The sequence below is a fragment of the Micromonospora sp. SH-82 genome, assembly GCF_051132485.1.
Classification (GTDB): domain Bacteria; phylum Actinomycetota; class Actinomycetes; order Mycobacteriales; family Micromonosporaceae; genus Micromonospora.
In genome coordinates, this window is sequence record NZ_CP148049.1 from 1,582,513 (window position 1) to 1,606,534 (window position 24,022).

24 protein-coding genes and 1 riboswitch are annotated in these 24,022 nt (G+C 72.8%); of the genes, 8 read left to right on the top strand and 16 right to left on the bottom strand.

What is annotated here, in order from left to right; translation table 11 throughout:
- Positions 1 to 27: 27 nt before the first annotated feature.
- A complete protein-coding gene (locus tag WHN02_RS07390; protein ID WP_434742651.1) occupies positions 28 to 765 on the bottom strand; it encodes a hypothetical protein in 738 nt (245 codons plus the stop codon).
- 180 nt (positions 766 to 945) lie between these two features.
- Between WHN02_RS07390 and WHN02_RS07395 the strand changes: the two genes are divergently transcribed.
- Positions 946 to 1,608, top strand: coding sequence for a carbonic anhydrase (locus WHN02_RS07395; protein WP_434742652.1), 663 nt, complete (start codon positions 946 to 948; stop codon positions 1,606 to 1,608).
- A gap of 127 nt (positions 1,609 to 1,735) precedes the next feature.
- On the opposite strand, the gene WHN02_RS07400 is transcribed toward WHN02_RS07395, so the two are convergent.
- From WHN02_RS07400 to WHN02_RS07410, 3 genes are all read right to left on the bottom strand, one after another.
- Positions 1,736 to 2,743, bottom strand: coding sequence for a coiled-coil domain-containing protein (locus tag WHN02_RS07400; RefSeq protein WP_434742653.1), 1,008 nt, complete (start codon positions 2,741 to 2,743; stop codon positions 1,736 to 1,738).
- A gap of 4 nt (positions 2,744 to 2,747) precedes the next feature.
- Positions 2,748 to 2,878: riboswitch (cyclic di-AMP (ydaO/yuaA leader) on the bottom strand.
- 166 nt (positions 2,879 to 3,044) lie between these two features.
- Positions 3,045 to 4,394, bottom strand: coding sequence for a YibE/F family protein (locus WHN02_RS07405; protein ID WP_434742654.1), 1,350 nt, complete (start codon positions 4,392 to 4,394; stop codon positions 3,045 to 3,047).
- A gap of 310 nt (positions 4,395 to 4,704) precedes the next feature.
- Entirely contained in the window at positions 4,705 to 5,007 is a 303-nt protein-coding gene (locus WHN02_RS07410; RefSeq protein WP_434742655.1) for a metal-sensitive transcriptional regulator, read from the bottom strand.
- 119 nt (positions 5,008 to 5,126) lie between these two features.
- On the opposite strand from WHN02_RS07410, the gene WHN02_RS07415 reads away from it, so the two are divergent.
- From WHN02_RS07415 to WHN02_RS07435, 5 genes are all read left to right on the top strand, one after another.
- Complete coding sequence (locus WHN02_RS07415) at positions 5,127 to 5,336, top strand: heavy-metal-associated domain-containing protein (protein ID WP_434742656.1); 210 nt, start codon at positions 5,127 to 5,129, stop codon at positions 5,334 to 5,336.
- An 89-nt stretch (positions 5,337 to 5,425) separates the two neighbouring features.
- Positions 5,426 to 6,391 (top strand): hypothetical protein, encoded by a 966-nt coding sequence (locus WHN02_RS07420; protein ID WP_434742657.1) that lies wholly within the window; start codon positions 5,426 to 5,428, stop codon positions 6,389 to 6,391.
- An 11-nt stretch (positions 6,392 to 6,402) separates the two neighbouring features.
- Positions 6,403 to 8,661 carry a heavy metal translocating P-type ATPase gene (locus tag WHN02_RS07425; RefSeq protein ID WP_434742658.1) on the top strand — a complete coding sequence of 753 codons (2,259 nt, stop codon included), beginning with the start codon at positions 6,403 to 6,405 and terminating at the stop codon, positions 8,659 to 8,661.
- Positions 8,662 to 8,772: 111 nt separating this feature from the next.
- Entirely contained in the window at positions 8,773 to 8,946 is a 174-nt protein-coding gene (locus WHN02_RS07430) for a CsbD family protein (RefSeq protein WP_434742659.1), read from the top strand.
- 245 nt (positions 8,947 to 9,191) lie between these two features.
- Complete coding sequence (locus WHN02_RS07435; protein ID WP_434742660.1) at positions 9,192 to 10,067, top strand: DUF3152 domain-containing protein; 876 nt, start codon at positions 9,192 to 9,194, stop codon at positions 10,065 to 10,067.
- An 83-nt stretch (positions 10,068 to 10,150) separates the two neighbouring features.
- On the opposite strand, the gene WHN02_RS07440 is transcribed toward WHN02_RS07435, so the two are convergent.
- The gene (locus tag WHN02_RS07440) at positions 10,151 to 10,909 is read right to left on the bottom strand and encodes a class I SAM-dependent methyltransferase (protein ID WP_434742661.1); all 759 of its coding nucleotides are present in this window, start codon (positions 10,907 to 10,909) and stop codon (positions 10,151 to 10,153) included.
- 81 nt (positions 10,910 to 10,990) lie between these two features.
- Here WHN02_RS07440 and WHN02_RS07445 point away from each other — a divergent pair, with 81 nt between their 5' ends.
- Both WHN02_RS07445 and WHN02_RS07450 read left to right on the top strand, forming a co-directional pair.
- Positions 10,991 to 11,197 carry a hypothetical protein gene (locus tag WHN02_RS07445; RefSeq protein WP_434742662.1) on the top strand — a complete coding sequence of 69 codons (207 nt, stop codon included), beginning with the start codon at positions 10,991 to 10,993 and terminating at the stop codon, positions 11,195 to 11,197.
- A gap of 7 nt (positions 11,198 to 11,204) precedes the next feature.
- Positions 11,205 to 11,714, top strand: a complete 510-nt coding sequence (locus tag WHN02_RS07450; protein WP_434742663.1) for an SRPBCC family protein — start codon at positions 11,205 to 11,207, stop codon at positions 11,712 to 11,714.
- A gap of 58 nt (positions 11,715 to 11,772) precedes the next feature.
- On the opposite strand, the gene WHN02_RS07455 is transcribed toward WHN02_RS07450, so the two are convergent.
- Genes WHN02_RS07455 through WHN02_RS07505 form a run of 11 tightly spaced genes read right to left on the bottom strand, consistent with a single transcriptional unit; the run spans position 11,773 to position 23,929 of the window.
- Positions 11,773 to 12,363 (bottom strand): GNAT family N-acetyltransferase, encoded by a 591-nt coding sequence (locus tag WHN02_RS07455; RefSeq protein WP_434742664.1) that lies wholly within the window; start codon positions 12,361 to 12,363, stop codon positions 11,773 to 11,775.
- Entirely contained in the window at positions 12,353 to 14,185 is a 1,833-nt protein-coding gene (locus WHN02_RS07460) for an ABC transporter ATP-binding protein (RefSeq protein WP_434742665.1), read from the bottom strand. Before WHN02_RS07460 ends, WHN02_RS07455 begins: the two co-directional genes overlap by 11 nt.
- The gene (locus tag WHN02_RS07465; RefSeq protein ID WP_434742666.1) at positions 14,182 to 14,946 is read right to left on the bottom strand and encodes an ABC transporter permease subunit; all 765 of its coding nucleotides are present in this window, start codon (positions 14,944 to 14,946) and stop codon (positions 14,182 to 14,184) included. Before WHN02_RS07465 ends, WHN02_RS07460 begins: the two co-directional genes overlap by 4 nt.
- A gap of 11 nt (positions 14,947 to 14,957) precedes the next feature.
- On the bottom strand, positions 14,958 to 15,908 hold the full coding sequence (locus WHN02_RS07470) for an ABC transporter permease (RefSeq protein ID WP_434742667.1): 951 nt from the start codon (positions 15,906 to 15,908) through the stop codon (positions 14,958 to 14,960).
- The gene (locus WHN02_RS07475) at positions 15,905 to 17,470 is read right to left on the bottom strand and encodes an ABC transporter substrate-binding protein (protein WP_434742668.1); all 1,566 of its coding nucleotides are present in this window, start codon (positions 17,468 to 17,470) and stop codon (positions 15,905 to 15,907) included. Before WHN02_RS07475 ends, WHN02_RS07470 begins: the two co-directional genes overlap by 4 nt.
- A gap of 38 nt (positions 17,471 to 17,508) precedes the next feature.
- Entirely contained in the window at positions 17,509 to 18,330 is an 822-nt protein-coding gene (locus tag WHN02_RS07480) for a class I SAM-dependent methyltransferase (RefSeq protein ID WP_434742669.1), read from the bottom strand.
- Positions 18,327 to 19,592 carry an MFS transporter gene (locus WHN02_RS07485; RefSeq protein ID WP_434742670.1) on the bottom strand — a complete coding sequence of 422 codons (1,266 nt, stop codon included), beginning with the start codon at positions 19,590 to 19,592 and terminating at the stop codon, positions 18,327 to 18,329. Before WHN02_RS07485 ends, WHN02_RS07480 begins: the two co-directional genes overlap by 4 nt.
- Positions 19,589 to 20,695: an enolase C-terminal domain-like protein gene (locus WHN02_RS07490; protein WP_434742671.1), complete on the bottom strand. Its 1,107-nt coding sequence runs from the start codon at positions 20,693 to 20,695 to the stop codon at positions 19,589 to 19,591. Before WHN02_RS07490 ends, WHN02_RS07485 begins: the two co-directional genes overlap by 4 nt.
- Positions 20,692 to 21,768: a PLP-dependent cysteine synthase family protein gene (locus WHN02_RS07495; protein ID WP_434742672.1), complete on the bottom strand. Its 1,077-nt coding sequence runs from the start codon at positions 21,766 to 21,768 to the stop codon at positions 20,692 to 20,694. The genes WHN02_RS07490 and WHN02_RS07495 overlap by 4 nt, the downstream gene beginning before the upstream one ends.
- Positions 21,765 to 22,658 carry a hypothetical protein gene (locus WHN02_RS07500; RefSeq protein WP_434742673.1) on the bottom strand — a complete coding sequence of 298 codons (894 nt, stop codon included), beginning with the start codon at positions 22,656 to 22,658 and terminating at the stop codon, positions 21,765 to 21,767. Before WHN02_RS07500 ends, WHN02_RS07495 begins: the two co-directional genes overlap by 4 nt.
- Positions 22,655 to 23,929, bottom strand: a complete 1,275-nt coding sequence (locus WHN02_RS07505) for an ATP-grasp domain-containing protein (RefSeq protein WP_434742674.1) — start codon at positions 23,927 to 23,929, stop codon at positions 22,655 to 22,657. Before WHN02_RS07505 ends, WHN02_RS07500 begins: the two co-directional genes overlap by 4 nt.
- Between the last annotated feature and the right edge of the window lie 93 nt (positions 23,930 to 24,022).

The following is a 24,022-nucleotide window of genomic DNA, read 5'->3' on the forward strand; positions in this document are numbered from 1 at the left end:
GGCTCGGATGATGGGCGGGGGCCTCGTCTAGCGGGACCGCCCCTGGGCCTGCACCGGGGAAGAGAACCTGTCAGTCACCGGCCCGGCCGACCCCGAATGGGTGGCGGGCCGGTCGCCACCGAGCCCGAGACCTGCGACACCAGCCGTCATGGCCTGGGCCGACGTGGACTCCGTCCCCCGTCCGGCCGCCGTCGACGAGGTGGCCGCAGGGTTCGTCGGAATCGGTAGTCCCAACGCCTTCATCCTGTCGGTGGTGAGGTCGGCGACGAGCCTCCTCCCCACCTCCTCGGTGTTGTCGGTGCGGTGACCCTGACTGAGTTCGCGGAACTGGTCGATGACGGCCGCTTGGAGCTTCGTGGCCGTACTCGGGGTCAGGTACGTCACCATGTGGCGGTGCGTCGACGGAAGGGCGGCCTGAAGTCGGTCCCTGGCGTTCCGTCCGACTTCTTCCTTTCGCGCCTCGGCGTTCTCCGCCCTCCAGGGGTTCTTCGGCATGTTGTATTTCCGCGACTCGATGATGTCGCACACCTTGTTGCTGAGAGTCTCTTGGGTGGGGGATTTGTGGTGATTCGGATCCGGCCTGTTCAGCTCCCACGCGGGCGTGCCGGCGAAAGCAGCACGCTCTCTCTCCGCCCGTTCGAGATCCCTCGAAACGGTGTTCGCGATGTCGGCCGCCTGTTCCGAGGTCAGATTCGAGACGATGAATTTGTCCTCGATGAACAGGGCGTCCTCAAGTCTCTTCCGGGGGTCATTCGTCGGGGGCATCGTGGTCTCCTCCTCGGTAGGGGGTCGGGCGACCTGACGACGGTCGGAAGGAGTCCCCGGTTCAGGTCCGACCGGCCTTCCCGTATCCCGGGACCCGGTCGGGCGGCTGAAACGTAGATCACTTGTAGCTTGACGTGCCTCACGCTGCGTGTGACGGTGAGGACCGGACCCTGTCCCCTGATGTGGGGGTTTGACCAGGTAGTTCGTTCAAGGGTAGGTGGGACCTTGCGTCAGCCGGAGACTCCCCAGGAGGCGTTCGCCGAGCTTCAGGCAGGCAACGAGCGTTTCGTCGACGGGACACCCCGCCACCCCAACCAGGACGCCGGCCACCGGGCGGCGGTCGCCGGGGAGCAGCACCCCTTCGCCGTGATCGTGGGGTGCTCCGACTCCCGTCTGGCCGCCGAGATCATCTTCGACCGTGGGCTGGGGGACCTCTTCGTCGTCCGGACCGCCGGGCACACCACCGGCCCCGAGGTGCTGGGCAGCGTCGAGTACGCGGTGACGGTGCTGCACACCCCCCTGGTGGTGGTCCTCGGCCACGACTCCTGCGGGGCGGTGGCGGCGGCCGGTGCGGTGGCCGCCGGAGGGCTCCGCCCGGCCGGACACCTCGGGGCAGTGGTCGACGCCGTCCTGCCCAGCCTCCGGCACGCCGCCGCCCAGGGCATCGTGGACCCGGCGGGGATCATCGACGTCCACATCGCCCAGACCGTCAACGAACTGGTCGGCGACTCGGCAGTCCTGGCCGGTGAGATCGCTGCCGGACGGTGTGCCGTGGTGGGGATGTCGTACCAGCTCAACGCCGGTCGGGTCCGGACTGTGGCGGCGGTTCCGCGTACCCTCTGACCGGTCTTTCGCGCCGGATCGCGAACCGGGCCGCGCGCCCCTCACGACGAACCGGTCTGCGCCTGCGACGACGAACGGGCCGCCCCCCGAAGGAAGGGGGGCGGCCCGGTTTCGCTACGACGCCCGGCTAGAGCAGGGAGACGTGGACGTGGTCGGTGTGGTTGGACGGGCCGCTGTAGGAACTCCAGCCCGTCGCCGGGAACCAGATCTGCCGGTTCCAGATGACGTAGTAGACACCCAGCCGGTCGGCGTTACGGACCAGGAACGCGGTCAGGTTGTTGCCGTACATCCGGGTGTCGTTGTTGTGCCAGGGGGAGAACCCGCGGTTCTGGAGGGACCAGTCGCAGGCCCGGCCCTTGGGGTGCTCCCACGGGCCACCGGGGCGGTAACAACCGACGAACCTGTCGAACCCGGCCCGCTTGACCTCCTTGTACATGTGGAGGGTGCGCGGGGTGATGCAGCCGGAGGTGGTGGGGTCGTTCTCGGTGCAACCCTGCGGCCGCCAGTTGCCGTTGGAATCCCGCCCCGGCGCGACCTTCGCCACCGGTGACTCGGCCACCACCAGGCCGCCGGTCAGGCCGGTGCCGCCGACCAGGGCGAGCGACTTCTCGGCGTCCCGCTTCTGCTTGGCCATCAGCGCGTGCTGCTTCTGCTGCTCGGTGACCTCGGCGTCGAGCTGCTCCTTGGCCTCGGCCGCCTCGTCCTTGACCTCCTGGACCTGGGCCAGCTTCCGGGCGTTGACCATGTTCAGCTCGTCGAGCGCCTGGGCCCGCTTGACGAACGAGTCGGGCTGGTCACTGTCGAGGAGCATCGCCATCGCGCCGATCCGCCCGCTGCGGTACGACTGGGCGGCGATCTGCCCCACCTGGGGTGCCAACCGGTCCAGCTCGCTCTGCGCCCGACGGACCTCCAGGTCGAGCTGGAGCTGCCGCTTCTTGGACTTCTCAAGCTTGTTCTGGGCCTGGGTGAAGTTGCGGTTGGTCGTCTCGATGACATCGTTGAGGAGCTTCGAGTCACCGTCCTCGTGCCCCGAGGGCCGAGGCTGGGCCATGGCCGGCGCTGACCCGGAGAAGATGGCCAGCGCGGTGATCACGGCCACCACCGGCGTCAGCCAGCGGCGTAGGGGTGCCGTCACAGTCGTCCCTTCCGTCGGCCGCCGACCGGGTTAGCTGACGGGTTCGGGACGGAAGTGGCCCCTACCGCTTGCGCGGATTCACCCCACGTACCTGGGTCCCCGATTCGCCTCGCGGCGATTGGGCGGCGGTCCCGCTGGCGCCGGTGCGCGCCTTCGGCGGTGACCGGCAGCGAGGTTACCCGAGAGTCGACTCTGGGATCTACGTCCGGAAGCCGACTAAACGCGTATTTTCGCCGTAGCGGCGGGTGACCAGTGATGAGCTTCTCATTCTGGGAAGCGTCGGCGGTCACACTGAGGAGTGTCACCATGCGGGGTCGGAACCTCCTTCTCGATTGCGCCACCCTGCGGGGGCGTCGGGGGACTGACTTCCGGCCCGGGGGTCGCTCAGGGCTTCGAGGGCGTCGTCGCGCTGAGCGGGGGGCCGGGGTCGGGGGGCGCCGTCGGGCCGGCCCGTCTTCTTCTCGGGGGTACGGCGTCCGGCGGCGGTGACCACCGCGGCCAGGGCTGTGGTCAGGGGTACGGCGGCGACCAGTCCGAGCGTGGCGACCACGCTGCGGACGATCTCCTGGGCGAGGAACTCGCTGGTCAGGACCTGCCCGGTGGGCCGGGAGTCGGCGACCAGCAGGAGCATCAGTGGCAGTGAGGCACCCGCGTACGCCAGCACGATCGTGTTGACCACCGACGCGATGTGGGCCCGCCCGACCCGGGTGCCCGCCTTGTAGAGCTGGAGTGCTGTCAGCTTCGGGTTGGCGTTGCCCACCTCGGTCACCGTGGCGGCCTGGGTGACGGTGACGTCGTCCAGGACGCCCAGGGACCCGATCACGATCCCGGCCAGCAGCAGTCCGTGCAGGTCGACGTCGGACTGGAACATCGACAGGGTGGTGGCGTCCTCGTCACCGAACCCGGTCAGGTGGGTGGCGGCGGTGGCGGCGGCGGCGAGCAGTCCGGTGAGCACCAGACTGCCCAGGGTGCCCAGGACCGCCACCGAGGTCTGGGCGCTGATCCCGTGGGTGAGATACAGCACGATGAACATGATCAGTGCTGATCCGACCACGGCGATCAGCAGGGGGGACCGGCCGGCGCTGATCCCCGGCACCACGAAGGTGAGCAGGATGGCGAAGCTCGCCGCCAGCCCGCCCAGGGCGGCCAGGCCCCGCCAGCGGCCGAACGCCACGATCGCGGCGGCGAAGAGGACCACCAGCCAGATCAGGGGCTTGCCGCGCTGGTGCTCGGCGATGTTGTAGCTGCTGGTCTCCGGATCGGCCGGGTCGACCAGCTCGACCAGGATGATCTCGTCACCCACCGCCACCCGGGGGGCGCCCGGGCCGTCCGGGATCGGGGTCTCGACCTCCTGCCCGGCGTCCGGGCCGCTGTCTGCCCGGACGGTCACCGTTCCGCAGGGCCGGTCGGCCCGTTCCGGGGTGCCCTCCGGTCCCGGTTCGACGGGCGGGCAGGGCACCGTCAACACCTGGGTGACGGTCCCGTGATAGCGGGGTACGTCCTCACCCCCGTCCGCCGTCGGCGTCCGCTCCGGCCAGAGCAGCAGGGCGGCGACGAGGGTGGCTACGAAGAGGGGAACCACCGTCGCGACGAGGACCCGTCGGACCCGGGGTGGGGCGGACGGGGCGTGACGTGTGTGGTCGGCTCCCATTGCGACTCTCCAAACGATCCACGGCGGATTACGTGTGCGTACGCCGGTCGGTTCACCCCGCCCGTGAAAATGCCCGCAACGGCGCAGTCGGGTACCCCTCGATCACCCAGGGTGACCGGAATGCGAGGTGCCCGGAGGTCCAACCGGGAATGGTAGTCACCGGATGTGGTCGCGGGGACGGGTCGGGGCTGGTGGTGGAGGTCGCCACACGCCGGCCCCGGGTGGGCGGCGGGCGCGCAGGGGCGGGGGTGGGTGGCCGGCGGTGGGCGGCCGGCGGCTCAGTGGCAGGGGGTGGAGGGGTGGGCGGGGGTCAGCCCCGCTTCATCAGGCGGCCGACGGCGGCCATCATCTCGGTGGCCATGTCCTCGGCGCGGCCGTCGGCGGCCCCCTCGTGCATGCAGTGCCGGGTGTGTCCGTCGAGCAGGCCCAGGGCCACCTTGTCCAGGGCCGCCTGGATGGCGGAGATCTGGGTGAGGACGTCGATGCAGTAGCGGTCCTCGTCCACCATCTTCTCGATTCCCCTGACCTGGCCCTCGACCCGGCGCAGCCGGGCGAGGAGCTGGTCCTTGCTGGCGGTGTACCCCCGGGAGGTGCCGGGTGCAGGAGTGGTCATGAAGCCAGCGTACGCCTACCCCCGACGGGTATGAGGTGGTTGCGGGACATACCCGTACGGGGTATGAGTAGGATAGGCTGCCGGAGACACACGGAAGCCTGTCGAGAGGAGAACGGGACATGGTCACCACCACCTACCGGGTGCAGGGCATGACCTGCGGACACTGCGTCAAGTCGGTCAGCGACGAGGTCGGCGCGCTCGACGGGGTCGACGACGTCCGGGTCGACCTGGCCGCCGGTGAGGTCGCCGTCACCAGCAGTCGCCCCCTCGACCCGGCGGCAGTGCGCGCCGCCGTCGACGAAGCCGGTTACGAACTGGTCGACGCCTGACCGACCCACCCCGGCACGGGCTCAGGGCTCAGGGGTCGGTGAATGCGGGCGGGTGTCGGGTCGGGCGGGAAGGGTGGAAGGGGAGAGGGATGCGGACGGTGGGCAGGATGACCGGGTTCGTCCTCGGTCTGGTGGGGGTGTTCGGTGCCGCGTACGGCGTCGGGCACCTGGTCGGGCCGATCGGCCCGCCGGCCGCTGTCGAACACCAGCACGGCGGCCACGACGGCGACCCCGGCGGCCCGGTCGGCGGGACACCGGGTGGGCTGCTCGTCTCCGAGCAGGGCTACACCCTCGACCCGGTCACCGCCCCGCCGGGGGAGTTCGCCTTCCGGATCACCGGGCCGGACGGACAGGCCGTCACCGGGTACGACGTGAACCACGACCGGCCCATGCACCTGATCGTGGCCCGGCGCGACCTCAGCGGATTCCGGCACGTCCACCCCCGGTTGTCGGAGGACGGGACCTGGCGGCTCCCCACCCCGATGGGCGAGCCCGGCACCTGGCGCGCGTTCGCCGACTTCCAACCCACCGGAGCGGACCCGCTCACCCTCGGGGTCGACGTGACGGTGCCCGGCCCGGTCACCCCGACCCCGCTGCCCCCGCCCACCCGTACCGTCGCCGTCGACGGGTACGACGTCACCCTCGACGGGGGGCTCCGACCCGGCCACGACTCCCGGCTCACCCTCACCGTGAGCAGGGACGGCGTACCCGTCACCGACCTGGAGCCCTACCTCGGGGCGTACGGTCATCTGGTGGCGCTGCGCCAGGGTGACCTGGCGTACCTGCACGCGCACCCGGAGGGCACCCCCGGTGACGGACGGACCCCCGCCGGTCCCGAGGTGACCTTCCACGTCGCGGCCCCGTCCCCCGGGACCTACCGGCTGTACCTCGACTTCCAGCACGGGGGCACCGTCCGCACCGCGGAGTTCACAGTGGTCGCGCCGCACCCGGACGGACCGGCACCGACTGGGTCGGCCACCGACGGCCCACCGGCGACGACGGCATCCGCCGAGCCCGACGACGGGCACGGGTCCCCCGGCCACCGGCACGACTGACAGGAGTCGCGATGACCACCACGAACGACCCCCGGCAGACCGCGCCGCACCGGATCGAGCTGGCCATCGGCGGGATGACCTGCGCCTCCTGCGCCGCCCGGGTGGAGAAGAAGCTCAACCGGATGGACGGGGTGAGCGCGACGGTCAACTACGCCACCGAGAAGGCGACCGTCGACTACCCCGACGGCGTCACCCCGCAGGAGCTCATCGCCACGGTGGAGAAGACCGGCTACACCGCCGCCCTGCCACCCCCACCCGCCCCGGCCGACGCCCCGGCCCCCGCCGAGCCGGTGGACGAACTGCGTACCCTGCGGACCCGGTTCTGGGTCTCGGTGGTCCTCTCCGTGCCGGTGGTGGTCCTGGCGATGGTCCCGGCCCTCCAGTTCACCTACTGGCAGTGGCTCTCCCTCACCCTGGCCGCCCCGGTGGTGGTCTGGGGCGGGCTGCCGTTCCACCGGGCCGCCTGGGTCAACCTCAGACACGGCGCGGCGACCATGGACACCCTGGTCTCCCTCGGCACCCTCGCCGCGTTCGGGTGGTCGCTCTGGGCGCTCTTCCTCGGTACCGCCGGGGAGCCCGGCATGACCCACCCGTTCAGCCTCGTGGTCAGCCGGACCGACGGGTCCGGGCACGTCTACCTGGAGGCGGCGGCCGGGATCACCGCCCTCGTCCTGGCCGGACGTTGGTTCGAGGCGCGGGCCAAGCGCACCGCCGGGGCGGCCCTGCGGTCGCTGCTGGAGCTGGGCGCCCGGGACGTGGCGGTGCTCCGCGACGGGATGGAGACCCGGATCCCGGCCGACCGACTCGTCGTCGGAGACCGGTTCGTGGTGCGTCCCGGCGAGAAGATCGCCACCGACGGGGTGGTGGCCGACGGCACCTCCGCCGTCGACGCGAGCCTGCTCACCGGCGAGTCGGTGCCGGTGGAGGTCGGGCCGGGTGACGCGGTGGTCGGGGCGACGGTCAACGCGGGCGGCCGACTGGTGGTCACCGCGACCCGGGTCGGCGCGGAGACCCAGTTGGCCCAGATGGCCCGTCTGGTGGAGCAGGCGCAGAGCGGCAAGGCCGCCGTGCAACGACTCGCCGACCGGATCTCCGGGAACTTCGTACCCGTCGTGATCGCCCTCGCCGTCGGCACCCTCGGCTGGTGGTGGGGGGCCGGTGCCGGGCCGGCGGCGGCGTTCACCGCAGCGGTGGCCGTACTGATCATCGCGTGCCCCTGCGCCCTCGGGCTCGCCACGCCGACCGCCCTGCTCGTCGGCACCGGCAGGGGAGCCCAACTCGGGATCCTGATCAAGGGACCCCAGGTGCTGGAGTCCACCCGGCAGGTGGACACCGTCGTGCTCGACAAGACCGGCACCGTCACCACCGGCCGGATGTCGGTGGTCGACGTGGTGCCCGCCGCCGGGCAGGACCGGGCCGAACTGCTCCGGGTGGCCGGGGCGCTGGAGGCCGGCTCCGAACACCCGATCGGTCGGGCCGTCGTCGCCGCCGCGACGCAGGAGGGTCCGGTACCGGAGGTCACCGGCTTCGCCAACGTCGAAGGGCTCGGCGTGACCGGGACCGTCGAGGGCCGTACCGTGCTGGTCGGTCGCCTCCGACTGCTGCACGAGCGGGACGTCGACGTACCGTCGGAGGTCTCCGGGGCGGCGACCGAGGCGGCCGGTGCGGGACGGACGGCGGTGCTCGTCGCCTGGGACGGGCAGGCCCGGGGAGTGCTGGTGGTGGCCGACGCGGTCAAGCCCACCAGCCGGGCCGCAGTGGCCCGGCTCCGCGCCCTCGGACTGCGACCGGTCCTGCTCACCGGGGACAACGCCACCGTCGCCCGGGTGGTCGCCGCCGAGGTCGGCATCGACGAGGTGATCGCCGACGTGCTCCCGGCGGAGAAGGTCGCCGTGGTCGAGCGCCTCCAGCAGGAGGGGCGGGTGGTGGCGATGGTCGGGGACGGGGTCAACGACGCCGCCGCCCTCGCCCAGGCCGACCTGGGACTGGCGATGGGCACCGGCACCGACGTGGCGATCGAGGCCGGCGACCTGACCCTGGTCCGAGGGGACCTGTTGGCCGCCCCCGACGCGATCCGGCTGGCCCGACGCACCCTGCGGATCATCAAGGGGAACCTGTTCTGGGCGTTCGCCTACAACGTCGCCGCCATCCCGTTGGCCGCCGCCGGTCTGCTCAACCCGATGATCGCCGGGGCCGCGATGGCCTTCTCCTCGGTCTTCGTGGTGGCCAACAGCCTCCGCCTGCGCCGGTTCACCGCCGCCACCGGCTGAGGCCCGCAGGTTGGCGCTGCTCACATCGCAGATCAGGGTTTGCCGTCGCGCGGGAGGGTAAGGAACAGAGCAAGCGAGACGTTGAGAGCTTGACAGCGAGGAGGTCTTCCGATGGGTTTCGACGACAAGGTGGAGAACACGGGTCAGAACGCCTCGGGCAAGCTCAAGGAGGGGGCCGGCCGGGTCACCGACAACGAGCGCCTTGAGGCCGAAGGCCGTAACGAGCAGGCCGGTGCCAAGCTCAAGCAGGCCGGCGAAAAGATCAAGGACGCTTTCAAGAGCTGACATATCCCGTACGACGTCGGGCCGACCACTGGCGAGTGGTCGGCCCGACGTGTCGTCGTCCCCCGTGCCCGCTCCGGTGACCGTCCCGCTTCCCGTGTAGCGTCCACCTCCGACGCAGGGCGTGAGACGGCTTCGCGTCGTGGGTCCACGGGTGAGGTGTGGCGAGGAGACCGGTTGCCGGGCAACCGATTCCGTCGGCGAATCCGTACCCCAGGTCATCGGCGGTGTGGACGAGGACGGGACTCATGGCGGGCAGACGTACCGACAGCGAGAGGGCTCTGCCCCGCTCACACCGTCGTCGCTCCAGGGGCGTCGGGGCGTTGCCGGTGGCGCTGGTCGCGGCGGTGGTACTGATCGGCGGCGGCGTCTGGACGGCGGGCAACGGCGGGTTCGACGCCCTCCTGCTCGACGGCGTGACCACCCCCGGACCGGTCCGGGCGCAGGCACCACCCCCACCCACGGAACCGGTGACGGCCGCCCCCGTCCCGTCGGCGGCCGCGACGACCCCGCCACCCGAGCCCGCCGTCACCTTCCCCCGCCGGGGCACCGGGCGGTTCTACACCGCCACCGCCCGGGGCGCTGTCGCCGGCAACGGCGGCCGACTCCTGCGCTACCGGGTGACGGTCGAGGAGGGAATCGAGAACCTCGACGTGGAACGGTTCGGCCGGGAGGTCGCCGCGATCCTCGCCGACGAGCGGGGCTGGACCGCCGACGGCCGGTGGCGGCTGCAACGGGTCGGCCCGGACGGTGCCGCCGACTTCACCGTCCGGCTCTCCACCCCGGTCACCCGCAGCCGGCTCTGCGGGGACCTCACCGACCTCTACACCTCCTGCCGCAACGGCGACGACGTGGTGCTCAACGTGGCCCGGTGGGTCGACGGGGTCCCACACTTCGACGGCGACCAGGAGACCTACCGGCAGTACCTGGTCAACCACGAGGTGGGGCACCGCCTCGGGCGCGGACACGAGCTGTGCCCCCGCGCGGGCGGCCCGGCACCGGTGATGCAGCAGCAGACGCTCGGCCTGCACGGCTGCGCCCCCAACGCCTGGCCGATGGTCTCCGGCCGGTCGCACACCGGCCCCTCCGGCCAGTACGACGACCCGATCCCCACCGGCAGCTGACCGAAGCGGGCGCCGACCGCCACCGAGGTCGGTGGGTGCCGACCGGCCGGTGGGGTCGGTGGGTGCCGACCGCCGGTGGACGGTCAGCGCAGGGCCGCGACGGCGGCATCGGCCCCGCCCCGCCAGACCGTGCCGACCTCGGAGAAGCCCGCCGTACGCAGGGCGTCCAGGTGCCAGCTGACCGGCGGTAGCCACTCCTGGCTGTGGTCGCCCGGGTAGATCTGTCGGCGCTTCTCGGCCTGCGGGGCGAGGGTCGGGTCGGTCTCGACCTGCTTCCACCAGTCGTCCCAGGAGAGCACCGCACCGGCCCGGTACCGGGCGTTACGCCGGTCACGCGCCTGACCGGTGAGCCGCTCGGTGAGGCCGGGCAGCCCGTCGTCGGGCATGCGGTCGACGTTGACGAAGATCCCGCCCGGACGCAGGACCGCCCGGATCTCGGCGTACAGCGTGGTCAACCGGTCGGCGGGGAGCCAGTGCAGGGCGGTGGCGGTGCAGACCGCGTCGTACCCGGTCTGCGGCAGGTTGTCCGCCCAGTCGGGGTTCCGCAGGTCGGCGGTGACGATGGTGGCCCGGTCGGCCAGGGACGCCTCGGCGATGGTGAGCAGGACCGGGTCGAGGTCGACGAGTGTGGGCCGGGCCTCGGGGAACCGGTCCAGGGCGCGCAGGCTGATCGACCCGGTGCCGCCGGCCAGGTCGAGCAGTTGAGGAGTGGGGGAGTCGACGACTGCCTCGACCGCGTCGAGCAGGGCGTCGAGGCGGTGTTCCCGGTCCGGCATGAAGGCTTCCTGCTGCCGGTCCCAGCTCTCCTGCCAGGCCCGAGCATCCAGTACGTAAGGGGTCATGATGGGCACGCTAGTTACCGATCCGGCGTGGTGTCCAGCGGTGTCCCGGTCCTGCTGCACATGTTTGGCAATTGTTCGCCGATGGGTGGGGTGGTTGCGAAGTGGAGCGGTGGCGGCCAACGAACGGGCACCCTCGTCACCAAGGAGAGACGCGGCAGAGAACAGATCGTGTACGGAAACGTGACGGCGCTCCGCCGGGCCTCCCGCCTCCTCGCCGCGTACGAGCAGGTGTGGCGAGACCGGATCCATGCCATCGACCAACTGTTGACCGAAGACCCAGGAAGGTGAACCACCCATGCCAGTGACCAGCACCCACCGCGACGAAGCGGCGCTGACGCTGACCGTCGTCTCCGAGTTCCCCGCCCCCGTCGACCGTGTCTGGCAGGTCTGGCAGGACCCGCGTCAGCTGGAACGGTGGTGGGGTCCGCCCGGGTGGCCCGCCACCGTCGACCGGCACGAGTTCACCGTCGGCGGCGCGGTCCGCTACCACATGACCGGCCCGGACGGCGAGAAGTCGTACGGCTGGTGGACCTTCACCGCCATCGACCCGCCGACCCGGTTGGCGTTCGACGACGGGTTCGCCGGACAGGACGGCGAACCGCTGCCCACCGACACCCCGACCCACGCCGTGGTCACCCTGGAGCAGATCGACACCGGCACCCGGATGACCCTGGTCAGCCACTTCGCCAGCGCCGAACAGCTCGAACAGCTCGTCGCCATGGGCATGGAGGAGGGCCTGGCCGCCGGGATCGGACAGATCGACGACCTGCTCACCGCAGCGGCAGACGGCACCACCGCCGGCTGAACCGGCCCGGGCCGACGGGGCGGCCTCTGCCGACCACCCCGTCGACCCGGTCAGCCGCTCAGCCTGCTGCGGCTGCGGCGGCGAACAGGTCCGGTGCCCGACCGGTGCCGTCCCGACCCGGCAGGGGGATCTCGAAGTGGACGGTCCGGCAGGTGCCGTCCCGGGCGTCGTGGACCGGTCGGGCCATCGACCGCCAGAACGCCTCCGCGCCGGGCGTACCGGTGTCGGTGTGCAGGTAGAGGTCCCGGTACCCGGGCTGGTCGGCGACGAAGGCCACCGCCAGCTCCACCAGGGCACGGGCCAGGCCCCGACGGCGGTGCGCCGGATCCACGTACACCCGGAAGAGCTGGGCGGTAGTGGCGTCCGGATAGCGTCGCGCCAGGAACTCCGGATGCGGCGGGCTCTTCGGCCCGGCGGCACGGACCGCCGTGGTGCCCACCACCCGGTCGCCGAGGGTCGCCACGAAGAGGGCGTGCCGGTCCGGCCGCAGGTACGTCCCATCGAGGTCGATCACGTCGAAGTGCCACTCGGGACGGTACCCGTGACCGAAGACGTGATAAAAGGTGTCGAGCATGACGCCCCGGGCGCCGTCGAGATGGTGCTGTCCGGCGAGCTGGACCTGATACCCGCCGAGGATGTCACTGATCATCCGAACTGACTCTTTCCTGTGCAATCGGCTTTCCTGTGCGATCGGGCGTGACGGCGTCTGCCGGCGGACCGGGCGCGACGGCGTCCTGTGGCGTGCGGTCTGGTGTGACGTCGTCGGGTAGCAACGACCGGGTCAACCAGTGCCGAGCCGCGGTGAGCAGGGTGGCCGCCGGACCCTCCTCGACGATGTGACAGTCGTGCAGGACCGCCACCCGGTCGGCCAGTCGGGCCACCACGTCACGGTCGTGGCTGATCACCAGCAGGGCCAACCCGTCCGCGTGGCGTACCTCGTCGACCAGGTCGAGGATCCGATCCCGGGTCACCCCGTCCAGCCCGGCGGTGATCTCGTCGCAGACCAGCAGCCGGGGCCCGGCGAGCAGGGCGCGGGCCAGCGCAGCCCGGTGCAGTTCCCCACCGGAGAGCCGCCCCGGGTTACGCGTCACCAGGTCCCCGGCCAGGCCCACCCGATCCAGGGCGGCGCGGGCCGCCGCGCGGGCCACGTCGACAGGGTGGCCGTGCAGCCGTACCGCCGGGCGGGCCACCTGGTCGAGGACCGTCCGCCAGGGATCGAAACCGGCCCGGGCGTCCTGGAAGACGTACTGCACCGAGGCGAGGTCGGTGAGGCTGCGGTCGTCCACAGTGGCGGCGAGCGGTCGACCCGCCAACGCGACGGTTCCGGCGCGCGGCCGGTGCAGCCCGGCGACACAACGGGCGAGAGTTGTCTTACCGCTGCCCGAGCGGCCGACCAGAGCGAGACATTCCCCGGCTGCCACCTGGACGTCCACCACCCGCAGGACGGTGTTCGGACCGTGTCCGGCCACCAGTCCGCGCACGTCGAGCAACCGTCGACCACCGGCCCGCTCCTCGCGGTGTGCGTACTCGCGGTCTGCGTCCTCGCGCGGTCTCTCCTCGCGCTGTCGGTCCTCGCGCTGTCGGGTCTCGGCTGCGGTGCGAAGGTGTCCCGGCGCGTCGGTCGGCCCGGTCGTGGCCACCAGGCGTCGGGTCCAGGGATGCCGGGGTACGGCGAACACCTTCCCGGTCGGTCCGGACTCGACGGGTACGCCCCGGTGCAGGACGAGCAGGTCGTCGGCGACCGCCCGAACCAGGTGCAGGTCGTGGCTGAGCAGCACCACTGCCAGTCCCTCCCGGGACGCCAGGGCGGCGAGTTCGGCAGCGACGTCCTGCCGGGTCAGGTTGTCCTGACCGGTGGTGGGCTCGTCGGCGACGAGGAGCCGGGCCCCGGCCAGCAGGGCGTGGGCGATGACCAGCCGTTGCTGCTGGCCGCCGGAGAGCTGGTGCGGGAAACGGCGCAGCGTTCCCCGGTCGGCTGGGAGCGAGACCCGTTCCAGCACCCCCCGGACAGCCGCCCGAGCCGACTCCCGCCCGACCCCCCACCGGCCGCCGATCCAGCCCCGACCTCGGCTGTCGCCCCTGCCGTCGCCGTCGTCGCTTTCGCGCTCGCCGTCGACGGGTGGGTGGCGGCGGGCGATCTCGTGCAGCACCGGGCCGATCCGGCGTACCGGGTTCAGCACGGCGGCCGGGTGCTGGGGTACGTACCCGACGCCGCCCGGTGGCGGTGGCTGCGCAGTGGTGACGGTACGCCCGGCGAGCTGCACCGTCCCGGTCAGCCGGACCCCCGGACCGGCCTCGCCGAGCAGCGCCCGGCCGAGGGTGGTCTTGCCGCTGCCGGACGCCCCGACGACGGCGAGTATCCGCCCGGCGGCCAGGTCGAACGAGACCCCGTCGAGCAGCCGTCGCCCACCGGCCTCGGCCCGCAACCCCACCACCCGTACCGCGACCGGTCCGTCCACCGCCCCCGTCACCGGCCCTTCCTTCCGGCGAGGAGGTGGTCGGTGGTGAGGTTGACGCCGATGGCGAGGGCGACCACCAGGGCGGCCGGGGCCACCACCGCCCAGGGTTGCAGGGCCAGTCCGGCCCGGTTCCGGTCCACCATCACCGCCCAGTCGGCGGCGTCCGGGGCCACCCCGATGCCGAGGAAACTGGCGGTGGCCACCAGGTACAGCGCCCCGATGAACCGGACCCCGGCGTCGGCGAGCAGCACTCGGCGTACCCCTCTGCCGATGTAGCCGACGGCCCGGCGGGACCAGCTCTCCCGGTACGACCGCATCGCCTCCATGGCCGGGCCGTGGGCCAGCGGCAGGGCGGCGGCCCGGCTGATCCGGGCGACCTCGGGGAGGCCGATCAGCGCGACGATCACCACGAGGGCGACCGCTCCGCGCGGGACCGTCGCCGACAGCATGATCAACAGTAGGAGGGCCGGTATCGCCAGGATCAGGTCCAGGGGGCGCATCAGCAGCTCGTCCAGCCACCGCCGTCGGGTGGTCGCGGCCCAGAGGCCCAGCGGCACGCCGACCAGGTACGCCAGCGCGGTGGCCGCCACCGCGACCCCGACCACCGTCCGTCCCCCGAGCAGCACCTGGGTGAGGACGTCCCGGCCGACGAAGTCGGTCCCCAGCGGGCCGTCCCCGACGAACGGGCGTCCCCGCCCGCCCGGCTCCCCGGCCACCACCGGCCCGACCAGGGCGACGAGCAGCGGTACGGCGAGCAGCACCGCGCCAACCACCGCCCGGGGCCTCACCGGACCGCCCCGGTCTGGGGTGCCAACCGGAACGCCACCACGTCGGCGACCAGGTTCACCGCGACGGTGACCACGGCGACCAGCACACAGAGCCCCTGGATCGTGGGCACGTCCCGGGCGGTGACCGCGTCGACGAGGGCGGTGCCCAGTCCGGGAATGACGAAGACCGCCTCGACCACGATCACCCCTCCGAGCAGCCAGTCAGTGGTCCGGGCGAGTTGCTGGACCACGGGGGCCAGCGCGTTGGGCAGGGCGTGTCCCAGCCACAGCCGGTGCCCCGGGATCCCGAGCCTCCTGGCGTGCGCCACGTACGCCGACCCGGCCGCCTCGATCATCCCGGCCCGGGTGAGCCGGCTCAGTGAGCAGATCGGCCGGGCCAGCAGGACGACCAGCGGCAGGACCAGTACCGCCGGTTGGGCCAGCAGGTTCCCGCCGGTGCCGACGGCGGTCGGCGGGAACCACCCGAGGTGCACCCCGAAGAGGGCGACGAGGAGGACGGCGAGCGCGAACTCGGGTACCGCGTAGAGACCCACCACCACTGCGGACAGGGCCCGGTCCAGTCGGCCGCCCTCGCGTCGGGCGGCGAGCATCCCCACCCCCACCGCCACCGGTACAAGCAGCAGCAGTGTGACTGCGGCGAGGAGCACGGTGGGGGCGGCGTTACCGGTCAGCACGTCGACCACCGGCCGCCCGGACACCAGTGAGACGCCCAGGTCCCCCCGGAGCAGGTCGGCGAGCCAGTCGAGGTACCGCTGCACGGCGGGCCGGTCCAGCTCCAACTGCTCCCGTACGGCGGCGATCCGGGCCGGGTCGGGCTGCTCCCCGGCGATCACCACTGCGGCGTCCCCGGGCAGCGCCTCGGTCAGCACGAAGACGACGGTGGCGACGCCGACGACCTGCCCGAGGCCGAGCAGCAGCCGGTGGCCGACGTACCGGTGCAGGCTCAACCCAACCAGACCTTGTCGAAGCGGGCCCAGTCCAGGGTGTTGGCGGGGGCGTTGACGGCCACGCCCCCCACCCTCGGGGCGGTGGCGACCAGGAAGTCGGCGAATCCCCAGATCAGGAAGCCGCCTTCGGCGTGCAGCATCCGCTGCATGTCCCCGTACGCCTGGCGGCGGGCCCCCTCGTCGGTGCTGGAGACGGCGCGGACGTAGAGGGCGTCGAAGTCGGGTCGGGTCCACCGGGTGGCGTTCGTGGTGCTGTTCGTGAGCAGCCGCTGCGAGATGTGCGTCTCGATCGGCATCGCCCCGGACCGGTAGGAGGCCAACGACCCGTTGGTGAGGATGTCCCGCCAGTAGGTGTCCTTGTTCCCGGTGGTCGGCACCACTGTCAGCCCGACCTGTCGGGCCTGTTCGGCGAAGGTGCTGGCGGCCTCGACGAAACCGCTGGCCACGGCGGCGGTGTCGAGGGCGACCCGGAGTCCCTCCGCGCCGGCCCGGCGGATCAGGAAACGGGCCCGGTCCAGGTCGGGGGTGCGCTGGGCGATGTCGTCGGCGTAGTGCTGGTAGCCCTTGCCGTACAGGTCGTTGCCGACCTGTCCGGCCCCGGAGAGCACCGTGTCGACGAGCTGCTGCCTGTCGGTCAGCAGGAACATCGCCTCGCGGAGGTCCCGGTCGTCGAACGGGGGTCGGTCGACCTTCATGGTGAAGCCCTGCATGGTGCTGTTGGGCATCGCCACGACGTCGACCCGGTCGTCGCCGGCGTAGGTGCGGGCGGAGGTGGGGGTGATGTCGTGGGCGTACTCGACCTGCCCGCCGAGCAGGGCGTTGATCCGCGCCGACTCCTCGTTGCCGATCAGGTACTCCAGCTCGTCGAGGTAGGGCGCACCGTCCCAGTGGTCCTCGTACCGCTTGAGCAGGAGGGACCGGCCGGGCTGGAAGGACTCGAACCGGAACGGGCCGGAGCCGACCGGCCTGTCGAAGGTGTCGGTCCCCTCGGGCACCACGTACGCGCCGAAGCCGGCCAACAGGTTCGGGAACTCCGCGTACGGGCGGGTCAGGGCGAACTCGATCCGCCGGTCGTCGACGGCGCGGCTGGCGCGCAGGTCCAGCAGGGCGAGGCTGGCCCGGGCCCGGAACGCCCGCTTCGGGTCGGTGATCCGGGCGTAGCTGTGCAGGACGTCGGCGGCCCGGACCGGACGGCCGTCGTGGAAGGTCGCCTCCCGGAGGGTGACCCGCCACCGGGTCAGGTCGGTGTTCGGCTCCCAGGTGCTCGCCAGCCGGGGCACGATCGACACGTCGGAGCCGTAGTCGGCGAGCTTGTCGAAGACCGCCTTGGCCCGGGACGCCTCGTTGAACAGGTTGGCCAGGTGCGGGTCGAGGGTCTCGTTGGCACCACCGCCGGCGAAGACGGCGCGGAGTCGGCCGCCGCGTCGAGGTGAGCCGGGGCCGGTGCCGGGCGTACCCGGGTCACCGCCGCAGCCGGCCAGGGCGGCTGTGGAGAGGGCGACCGCGCCGCCGAGCAGGGCACGTCGGCTCAGCCCGGCGGCACGCAGCGAGGGGGGATTCATGGAGGTTCCTTCCGTGGAGCGAGGGGTGGGTCGGCCGGTCAGCGGGTTGCGCTGTCGGCGCGGCGGCGGGCCACCAGGTGCAGCCGGTCGCCGGTGAGTCCGGTGCCCACGGCGGCCCCGGCGTGCCACGCCGGGTCGGTGCGCGGGCCGGGGGTGTCGAAGAGGGCCGGTACGTCGAAGCCCGCGGTGTCCAGCAGGTGTCGCAGCTCCATCGGGAAGAGCAGCCGCCAGGCAGAGGTCTGCACCAGGGGTTGCGGGCAACCCGGCCAGGTCCACGTCCGCCTCCGTCGCAGCAACTGCTCACCGTGGTCGATCCACAACAGAGTGTGCGATGTGTAGGGTGTGCCGCGCCAGTGCACCGTCCGGGTCCGTTCCCCGTCGAGCAGGTCGGTGCCGCCCCCGAGGAAGTACGCGCCGTTGCGCATCTCGGCCACGAGCAGCCCACCCGGGGTCAGGTGGGCGTGGCAGCGGGCGAGGAAGGCGGTCAGGTCGGCGTTGGTGTGGCAGTACAGCAGGGCGCTGTCCAGGCAGGTGATCACGTCGAAGGGGCCGGGTAGGGCGTACCCGCGCATGTCGGCGGCGACGAACCGGACGCCGGGGTGGCGGTCCCGGGCGTACGCGAGCATCCGCTCCGACACGTCGATGCCGGTGACCGCCCAGCCCGACCCGGCGAGGTGCCCGGCGTCGCGTCCGGTGCCACACCCCACGTCGAGCAGCCGTCGGCCGGACTCCGGGGCGTACCTGTCGACCAGGTCGGCGACGAACCGGGCGGCCCGGTGCTCCGGGTCGGGGAACTGTGCCTCGTACAGCTGGGGGTTGTCGGTGAGCAGGTTCGCCGAGACGACCGTCGGTCCGGTCACCGCCTGACCTCCCCGGCGACGACGGGTGCCGGTGTGGCCGGGACCGGGCGGGGGGTGAGCCACCCGGCGCGGTGCAGCAGCCACACCGACCCCGCCGAGGCCAGGCCCAGCCCGGCGCAGAGGAGCCAGGCCACCGCCGGTACCGCAGTGGTGGTGGTCGCGTCGTCCATGGCCCGGCCGACGGCCGCCGTCCCGACCGCCGCGACCACCCCGGAGACCAGGTAGAACAACCCGAAGTAGGTGCCGGTCAACCCGCCCCTGGCGAACGCCGGGATGAGTTCCAGGACGAACGGCTGGGCGATCATCACCCCGACCGCGAGCAGCAGCGCGGCTCCCAACACCGGAAGGAGCCGGACCGGGGCCGGGCCGGGCAGCGACACCAGCGGCAGGAGGAAACCGCCGCCCAGGACGGCGAGTCCCAATGCGATCGCCGGCCCCCGGGCCAGGTGCCGCTGCAACGCGGCGGTGACCGGCACCTGCCAGGCGAGGGTCACCACCGTGGAGACCACGAACAGCGCGGCGACCGCCCCCGGATGCCCGGTGGCCTGCTCGGCCTGCACCGGCAGGACCAGGTAGAGCTGGTTCTGAGAGGCGTACAGGGCGCTCAGGGCGAGGGTGAAGGCGATGAACCGGCGGTCGGTGACGCACTCCCGCCAGTCGCCGAGCACGCTCTGCCCGCTGGCCACCCTCGGCTGCGGCGGCAGGACCAGCACCTGGGCGACGGTGAGCACGGCGAACACCCCGGCCGCGCCGAGGGCGGCAACCCGGAAGTCGATCAGCAGCAGCGCCCCGCCGAGCAGCGGCCCGACCAGGGACCCGGCGCTGGCGAACACGTTGAACAGGGCGAACCCCTCGGCCCGCCGGTCCGGGGCGGCCTGCGCCAGGTAGGCCCGGACCGCCGGGTTGAACAGCGCCCCGGCCAGCCCGGACAGCACCGAGGCGGCGAGCAGCACCGGCAGGGACACCCCGACCGCGAACAACCCGAATCCCACGGTACGCAGCGCACAACCGGCGATGATCACGCCTCGGGACCCGAGTCGGTCGGCGGCGGTGCCACCGAGCAGGAACAGCCCCTGCTGACTGAGGTTGCGGACCCCGAGGATCAACCCGATCAGCGCGGCGGAGAGCCCGACGTCGTCGGCGAGGTAACCGGCCAGGAAGGGCAGCAGCAGGTAGAACCCGACGTTGACCCCGAACTGGTTGACCACCAGGAGCTGGATCGCCGTCGGGAAGCTGCGCAGCGTACGCCAGGTCGCTGTCACCGGGTCACCCCCGCCGGGTCGACCCGACCGGTCAGCCGGGACGTGACGCCCAGGCCGGGGGCGTCCCCCGGGTGCAGGACCCCGTCGTGGCCACCGATGCCGGTCCACGGGTCCTCGGCCAGCAGGAGATGGCCGTCCAGGTCGACCCAGCGGGCGTACCCGGCCAGGTGCAGCGCCGGGGCGATGCCGAGGGAACTGGCGACCAGACAGCCGAGCATGACGTCCATCCCGTGGTCGTGGGCGGCGGCGACGATCCGGGTGGCGGCCCCGATCCCCCCGCACTTGGCCAGCTTCACGTTCACCCCGGCCACCGCACCGGCCAGCCGGGGCACGTCGGCCTCGGTGGCCGCGTCCTCGTCGGCGACCACCGGGACCGGGGTCCGGGCGGACACCCAGGCCAGCCTGTCGACCCGACCGGCGGCGATCGGCTGCTCCACGGCGTCCAGCCGGTGACGGGCCAGGGCCTCCAGCCGCCGGACGGCCTCCTCCGGGGTCCACCCGCCGTTCGGGTCGAGCAGGAGCCGGGCGTCCGGGGCGGCGGCGCGGACCGCCGCGACCCGGTCCAGGTCGTGCGCGTCCCCGGCCTTGACCTTCAACACCCCGAACCCGGCGGCGGCCAGCCGACCGGCGGCCGTCCCCGCCTCGGCCGCAGAGACCAACCCGATGGTGTACGCGGTGCCCACCGCTCCCGGCTCCGGGGCGCCGACCAGCCGGTGCACCGGCACCCCGGTCAGCTTGCCGAGCAGGTCGTGGACTGCGGCGTCGACAGCGGCGGCGACACCGGGATGCAGGTCGGCGGTGACCGTCGGGAGGTCGTCCCGGAGCGACTCCGGGGCGTCGTACCCGGCGACCCGGTCGACCAGCCGGGTCAGGTGGGAGTGGATCCGGTCGGTGTCCAGCCCGAGGAAGCCGCTGGTCACCACCTCGCCGTGGCCGGTGTGCCCGCCGTGTCCCAGGTGCACCACCACCGCGTCGCGGCGCGCCATGCTGGACCGGGAGATCCGCAGCGGCTCACGCAGGACCAGCGGATACCCCGCCCACCACACAGCGATCCGCCCGCTCCCGCCCCCGGCATCGCTGATCCGCTCGCTGCGCTCGCTCACGCCGCCACCTCACTGCGTTCGGCGGGGGTGAGGGGCGTGGACCGGAGGGGGTCGAGGACGGTGCGGCAGCGGCTCCACCGGGTCACCTCGACCGACCACGGATGCCCGATCTCCACCGGGTGTCCCCGGGTCGGGCCGAGGAGCCCGTGCCGGGCGCACCACCCGTCGTCGTAGATCGTCCCCAGGTACCGGTGCGGGCCGTCGGGGAAGATCGCCAGGACCCGGGAACCCGGCTCGGTCCGGGCCACCCAGGCGGCCACCCGGGCGGTCGCCCCGGTGCTCCACCCGCCGGTGACGAAGGCGTACCGGGCCAACCGGCGGCAGCTCTCCACCGCCTCGGCCGGCCCCACCCAGTGCACCTCGTCGAAGGCGTCGTGGTCGACGTTGCCCGGGTGGATGCTGCTGCCCAACCCCCGCATCAACCGAGGCCGGGCGGGTTGGCCGAACACCGTGGAACCGACGGTGTCCACGCCCACCAGCCGCAGGTGCGGCCAGTGGCGGCGCAGGGCCCGGGCCACCCCGGCGCTGTGCCCGCCGGTGCCGACGCTGCACACCAGCACGTCCACCTCGTCGACCTGCCCGGCCACCTCGTCGGCGAGGCCCGCGTACCCGTGGGCGTTGTCCGGGTTGTGGTACTGGTCCGGCCACCACGAACCGGGCGTCCCGGCCCGTACGGCGGCCAGCCGGTCCAGCCGGGCGCGCTGCCAGCCACCCACCGGGTCGGGTGCGTCGACGATCTCCAACCGGGCCCCGTACGCCCCGAGCAGGGCCCGCATCGACGGTTCCAGCTCCCGGTCCACGACGAGGTGCACGGGGTGGCCGAGGGCCTGCCCGGCGAAGGCGAGCCCGATCCCGAGGGTGCCGCTCGTCGACTCGACCACCGGGGCACCCGGGGTCAGCTCTCCCCGGGCACGGGCGGCGGTCAGCATGGCCACCGCCGAACGGGCCTTCATCCCGCCCGGCCCGGCACACTCCACCTTGGCCCAGAACCCGCCGTGCCGGTACGGCAGCGGTGCCTCCACGTACGTCACCGGGGTCCGGCCGACCAGGGTGAGCAGGTGCGGGGCGCTCATGCCGGCACCGTCCGGTAGCGGTGCAGGGTGGTCGGGCCGCCGTCGAGCCAGAAGAACGGGTAGGGCTCGGCCGACACGCCGGTCACCCCCGCACCGAGGAACCGGGGCAGCACCGCGCTGCCGGTCTGCGCGAACACGACGAGGGGCTTGCCGGTGTCCCGGGCGTGTTCCAGCAGCGGCTGGAAGGTCCCGTTGCCCACTGTCATCCCGGAGACCAGCAGCGCCCCCGCCGCGTCGAGCAGCGGCATCGGGTCGGTGTGACACCGCTCGCCCCACTCGGTGACCCCGCCGACCCGGTCGCAGGGCAGGTAGCGCAACCCCCGGCCGCGCAGCTCGGCGAGCAGGGAGTTGACCACCCCGACCACCAGGACGGTGGTCGGCGGCCGGACCCGGAGGAGGTCCACCACGGAGGCGGCCCGCGCCGTCGACTTGGCGAGCGACGTCCCGGCGGGCAGGAGCACCGGTTCCGCGCCGGACTCCCCGTGCGGGCGGGCCGCCATCAGGTACGCGTCCAGCGCCGCGACCCGGACCGGGGTGAGCGGGTGGGTGAGCAGGTCGGCGACGGTCGCCCCGACACAGTCGTACGCGACGTCGTCGGGCAGTTCCCCCGGCTCCACGGCACAGGAGCCGACGGCCGCCCCGACCCGCAGACTCAGCACCTCGTTGCGGTACGCCCGGTTGCGCCCGGCGTGCCGGGCGCCCTGTCTGGTGACGAACCCGACGTCGACCCGGGTGGCCGTCGGGTCGGGGCCGAGTCGACAGGCCGACACCGCTGCCCGCAGGTCGTCCACCGACAGGTATCCGGTCTGCCCGATCGGCGTACCCGCAGGTGTCGGACCCGCCGTCGGGTCGCCGGGTCGGGGCGTGCCGGCAGTGGTCGGGGCGGTCACGCGGGGATCCCGGTCAGCTCGTCGGCGTACCGGACGTCGAGGCCGGCGACCAGGTCCTCGGCGACGTCGAGGGCTCCCGGGCCGGTGGTGTCGACGGTGGTCACGTGCCCGAGGTAGCTGTTGTTGCTGTTGGCGTCGTCGGTCCGGTGCCCGGCGGGCCGGTGGGAGTGGTCGACCACCCGGGGATCGGCCGTCACCCGGTCGACCCCGGTGATCTCCGCTACCGTTCCGGCCCGGGGCGGGAGCAGGAAGGCGATGGCGGCGCTGCGTACCCCGGTGTCGGTGGGGGTGAGGTCCGGCTGTTCGCCGAGGGCGAGCTGCGCGTACGCCATCGGGATGTCGATCCCGGTGACCCGGCGGATCAGCTCGGTGATCTGGTTTCCGGCGGGCCGAGGGTTGATCTCGACGACCCGGGGACCGGCAGCCGTCAACCGCAGCTCGGTGTGGGCCACCCCGTGGTCGAGGCCGACGGCGGCGAGGGCCGCGACGGCGGTGTCGGCGGCGGCCCGGCCGACCTCCGGTGGCAGGTCGGCGGGGAAGAGGTGGCCGCTCTCCACGAACCACGGTGCCCCGGCGAGCCGCTTCCCGGTCACTCCGACCACTGTGGTGACGCCGGCCGAGGTGACGGTCTCGACGCTCACCTCCGGGCCGGTGAGCAGCTCCTCCAGCAGGATCAGGGGGACCCGGTGCTGGCGACGGGCGTTGACCGGGAACTCGGCCAGGGCGTCGAAGGCGGCCCGGAGTCCGGCGGTGTCGTCGACCCGTCGCACGTGCATCCCGGCGCAGAGGTCGACGGGCTTGACGACCAGCGGGTAGCCGATCTCCTCGGCGGCGGTGACCGTCTCGGCCCACCCCTGGGCCACGGCGAACTCCGGCCCCGGCACCCCGGCGCGGCGCAGCGCGGCGCGGGCCAGGTCCTTGCGGTACGCCCGTTCGACGGCCTCCGGGGCGGCGCCGGGGAGCCCGAGGTGGGCGGCGACCCGGGCGACGGTGCCCAGGTAGTAGTCGCAGGAGGTGAGCACGCCGTCGAACCCGAAGGTGTCGTGCAGCCGGGACACGTGGGCCAACAGCGCCGGTACGTCGTTGGTCTCTGTGGTGAGGACGTTCTCCGCCGCCAGCAGGGGGTGGACCGTGCCCGCAGGGGTGGTGCGCAGGTAGTGGTGCAGGTCCCGGGTGAGGAAGGTGAAGCGGTGTCCTCCTTCCCGCACGGCTCTCGGCAACAGGGCGCTCATCGCGCCCACCCAGCTCTCCACGACCAACAGATGGCCCATCTCGTCTCCCGTCCAGCTCTTCAGAGACCCCCATCCTTATGGAAATGATTTCCGTTAGCAAGAACCCCGGGTGTTGCGCGCCGGAGACGCCGG

What these genes read in the sequence shown, in the direction of transcription:
- WHN02_RS07425 (WP_434742658.1), top strand. Translation starts at nt 6,403, where the DNA reads ATGACCACCACGAACGACCCCCGGCAGACCGCGCCGCACCGGATCGAG.
- WHN02_RS07415 (WP_434742656.1), top strand. Translation starts at nt 5,127, where the DNA reads ATGGTCACCACCACCTACCGGGTGCAGGGCATGACCTGCGGACACTGC.
- WHN02_RS07445 (WP_434742662.1), top strand. Translation starts at nt 10,991, where the DNA reads ATGGGTGGGGTGGTTGCGAAGTGGAGCGGTGGCGGCCAACGAACGGGC.
- WHN02_RS07435 (WP_434742660.1), top strand. Translation starts at nt 9,192, where the DNA reads ATGGCGGGCAGACGTACCGACAGCGAGAGGGCTCTGCCCCGCTCACAC.
- WHN02_RS07410 (WP_434742655.1), bottom strand. Translation starts at nt 5,007, where the DNA reads ATGACCACTCCTGCACCCGGCACCTCCCGGGGGTACACCGCCAGCAAG.
- WHN02_RS07430 (WP_434742659.1), top strand. Translation starts at nt 8,773, where the DNA reads ATGGGTTTCGACGACAAGGTGGAGAACACGGGTCAGAACGCCTCGGGC.
- WHN02_RS07390 (WP_434742651.1), bottom strand. Translation starts at nt 765, where the DNA reads ATGCCCCCGACGAATGACCCCCGGAAGAGACTTGAGGACGCCCTGTTC.
- WHN02_RS07450 (WP_434742663.1), top strand. Translation starts at nt 11,205, where the DNA reads ATGCCAGTGACCAGCACCCACCGCGACGAAGCGGCGCTGACGCTGACC.
- WHN02_RS07405 (WP_434742654.1), bottom strand. Translation starts at nt 4,394, where the DNA reads ATGGGAGCCGACCACACACGTCACGCCCCGTCCGCCCCACCCCGGGTC.
- WHN02_RS07505 (WP_434742674.1), bottom strand. Translation starts at nt 23,929, where the DNA reads ATGGGCCATCTGTTGGTCGTGGAGAGCTGGGTGGGCGCGATGAGCGCC.
- WHN02_RS07495 (WP_434742672.1), bottom strand. Translation starts at nt 21,768, where the DNA reads ATGAGCGCCCCGCACCTGCTCACCCTGGTCGGCCGGACCCCGGTGACG.
- WHN02_RS07455 (WP_434742664.1), bottom strand. Translation starts at nt 12,363, where the DNA reads ATGATCAGTGACATCCTCGGCGGGTATCAGGTCCAGCTCGCCGGACAG.
- WHN02_RS07395 (WP_434742652.1), top strand. Translation starts at nt 946, where the DNA reads ATGTGGGGGTTTGACCAGGTAGTTCGTTCAAGGGTAGGTGGGACCTTG.
- WHN02_RS07475 (WP_434742668.1), bottom strand. Translation starts at nt 17,470, where the DNA reads ATGAATCCCCCCTCGCTGCGTGCCGCCGGGCTGAGCCGACGTGCCCTG.
- WHN02_RS07440 (WP_434742661.1), bottom strand. Translation starts at nt 10,909, where the DNA reads ATGACCCCTTACGTACTGGATGCTCGGGCCTGGCAGGAGAGCTGGGAC.
- WHN02_RS07420 (WP_434742657.1), top strand. Translation starts at nt 5,426, where the DNA reads ATGCGGACGGTGGGCAGGATGACCGGGTTCGTCCTCGGTCTGGTGGGG.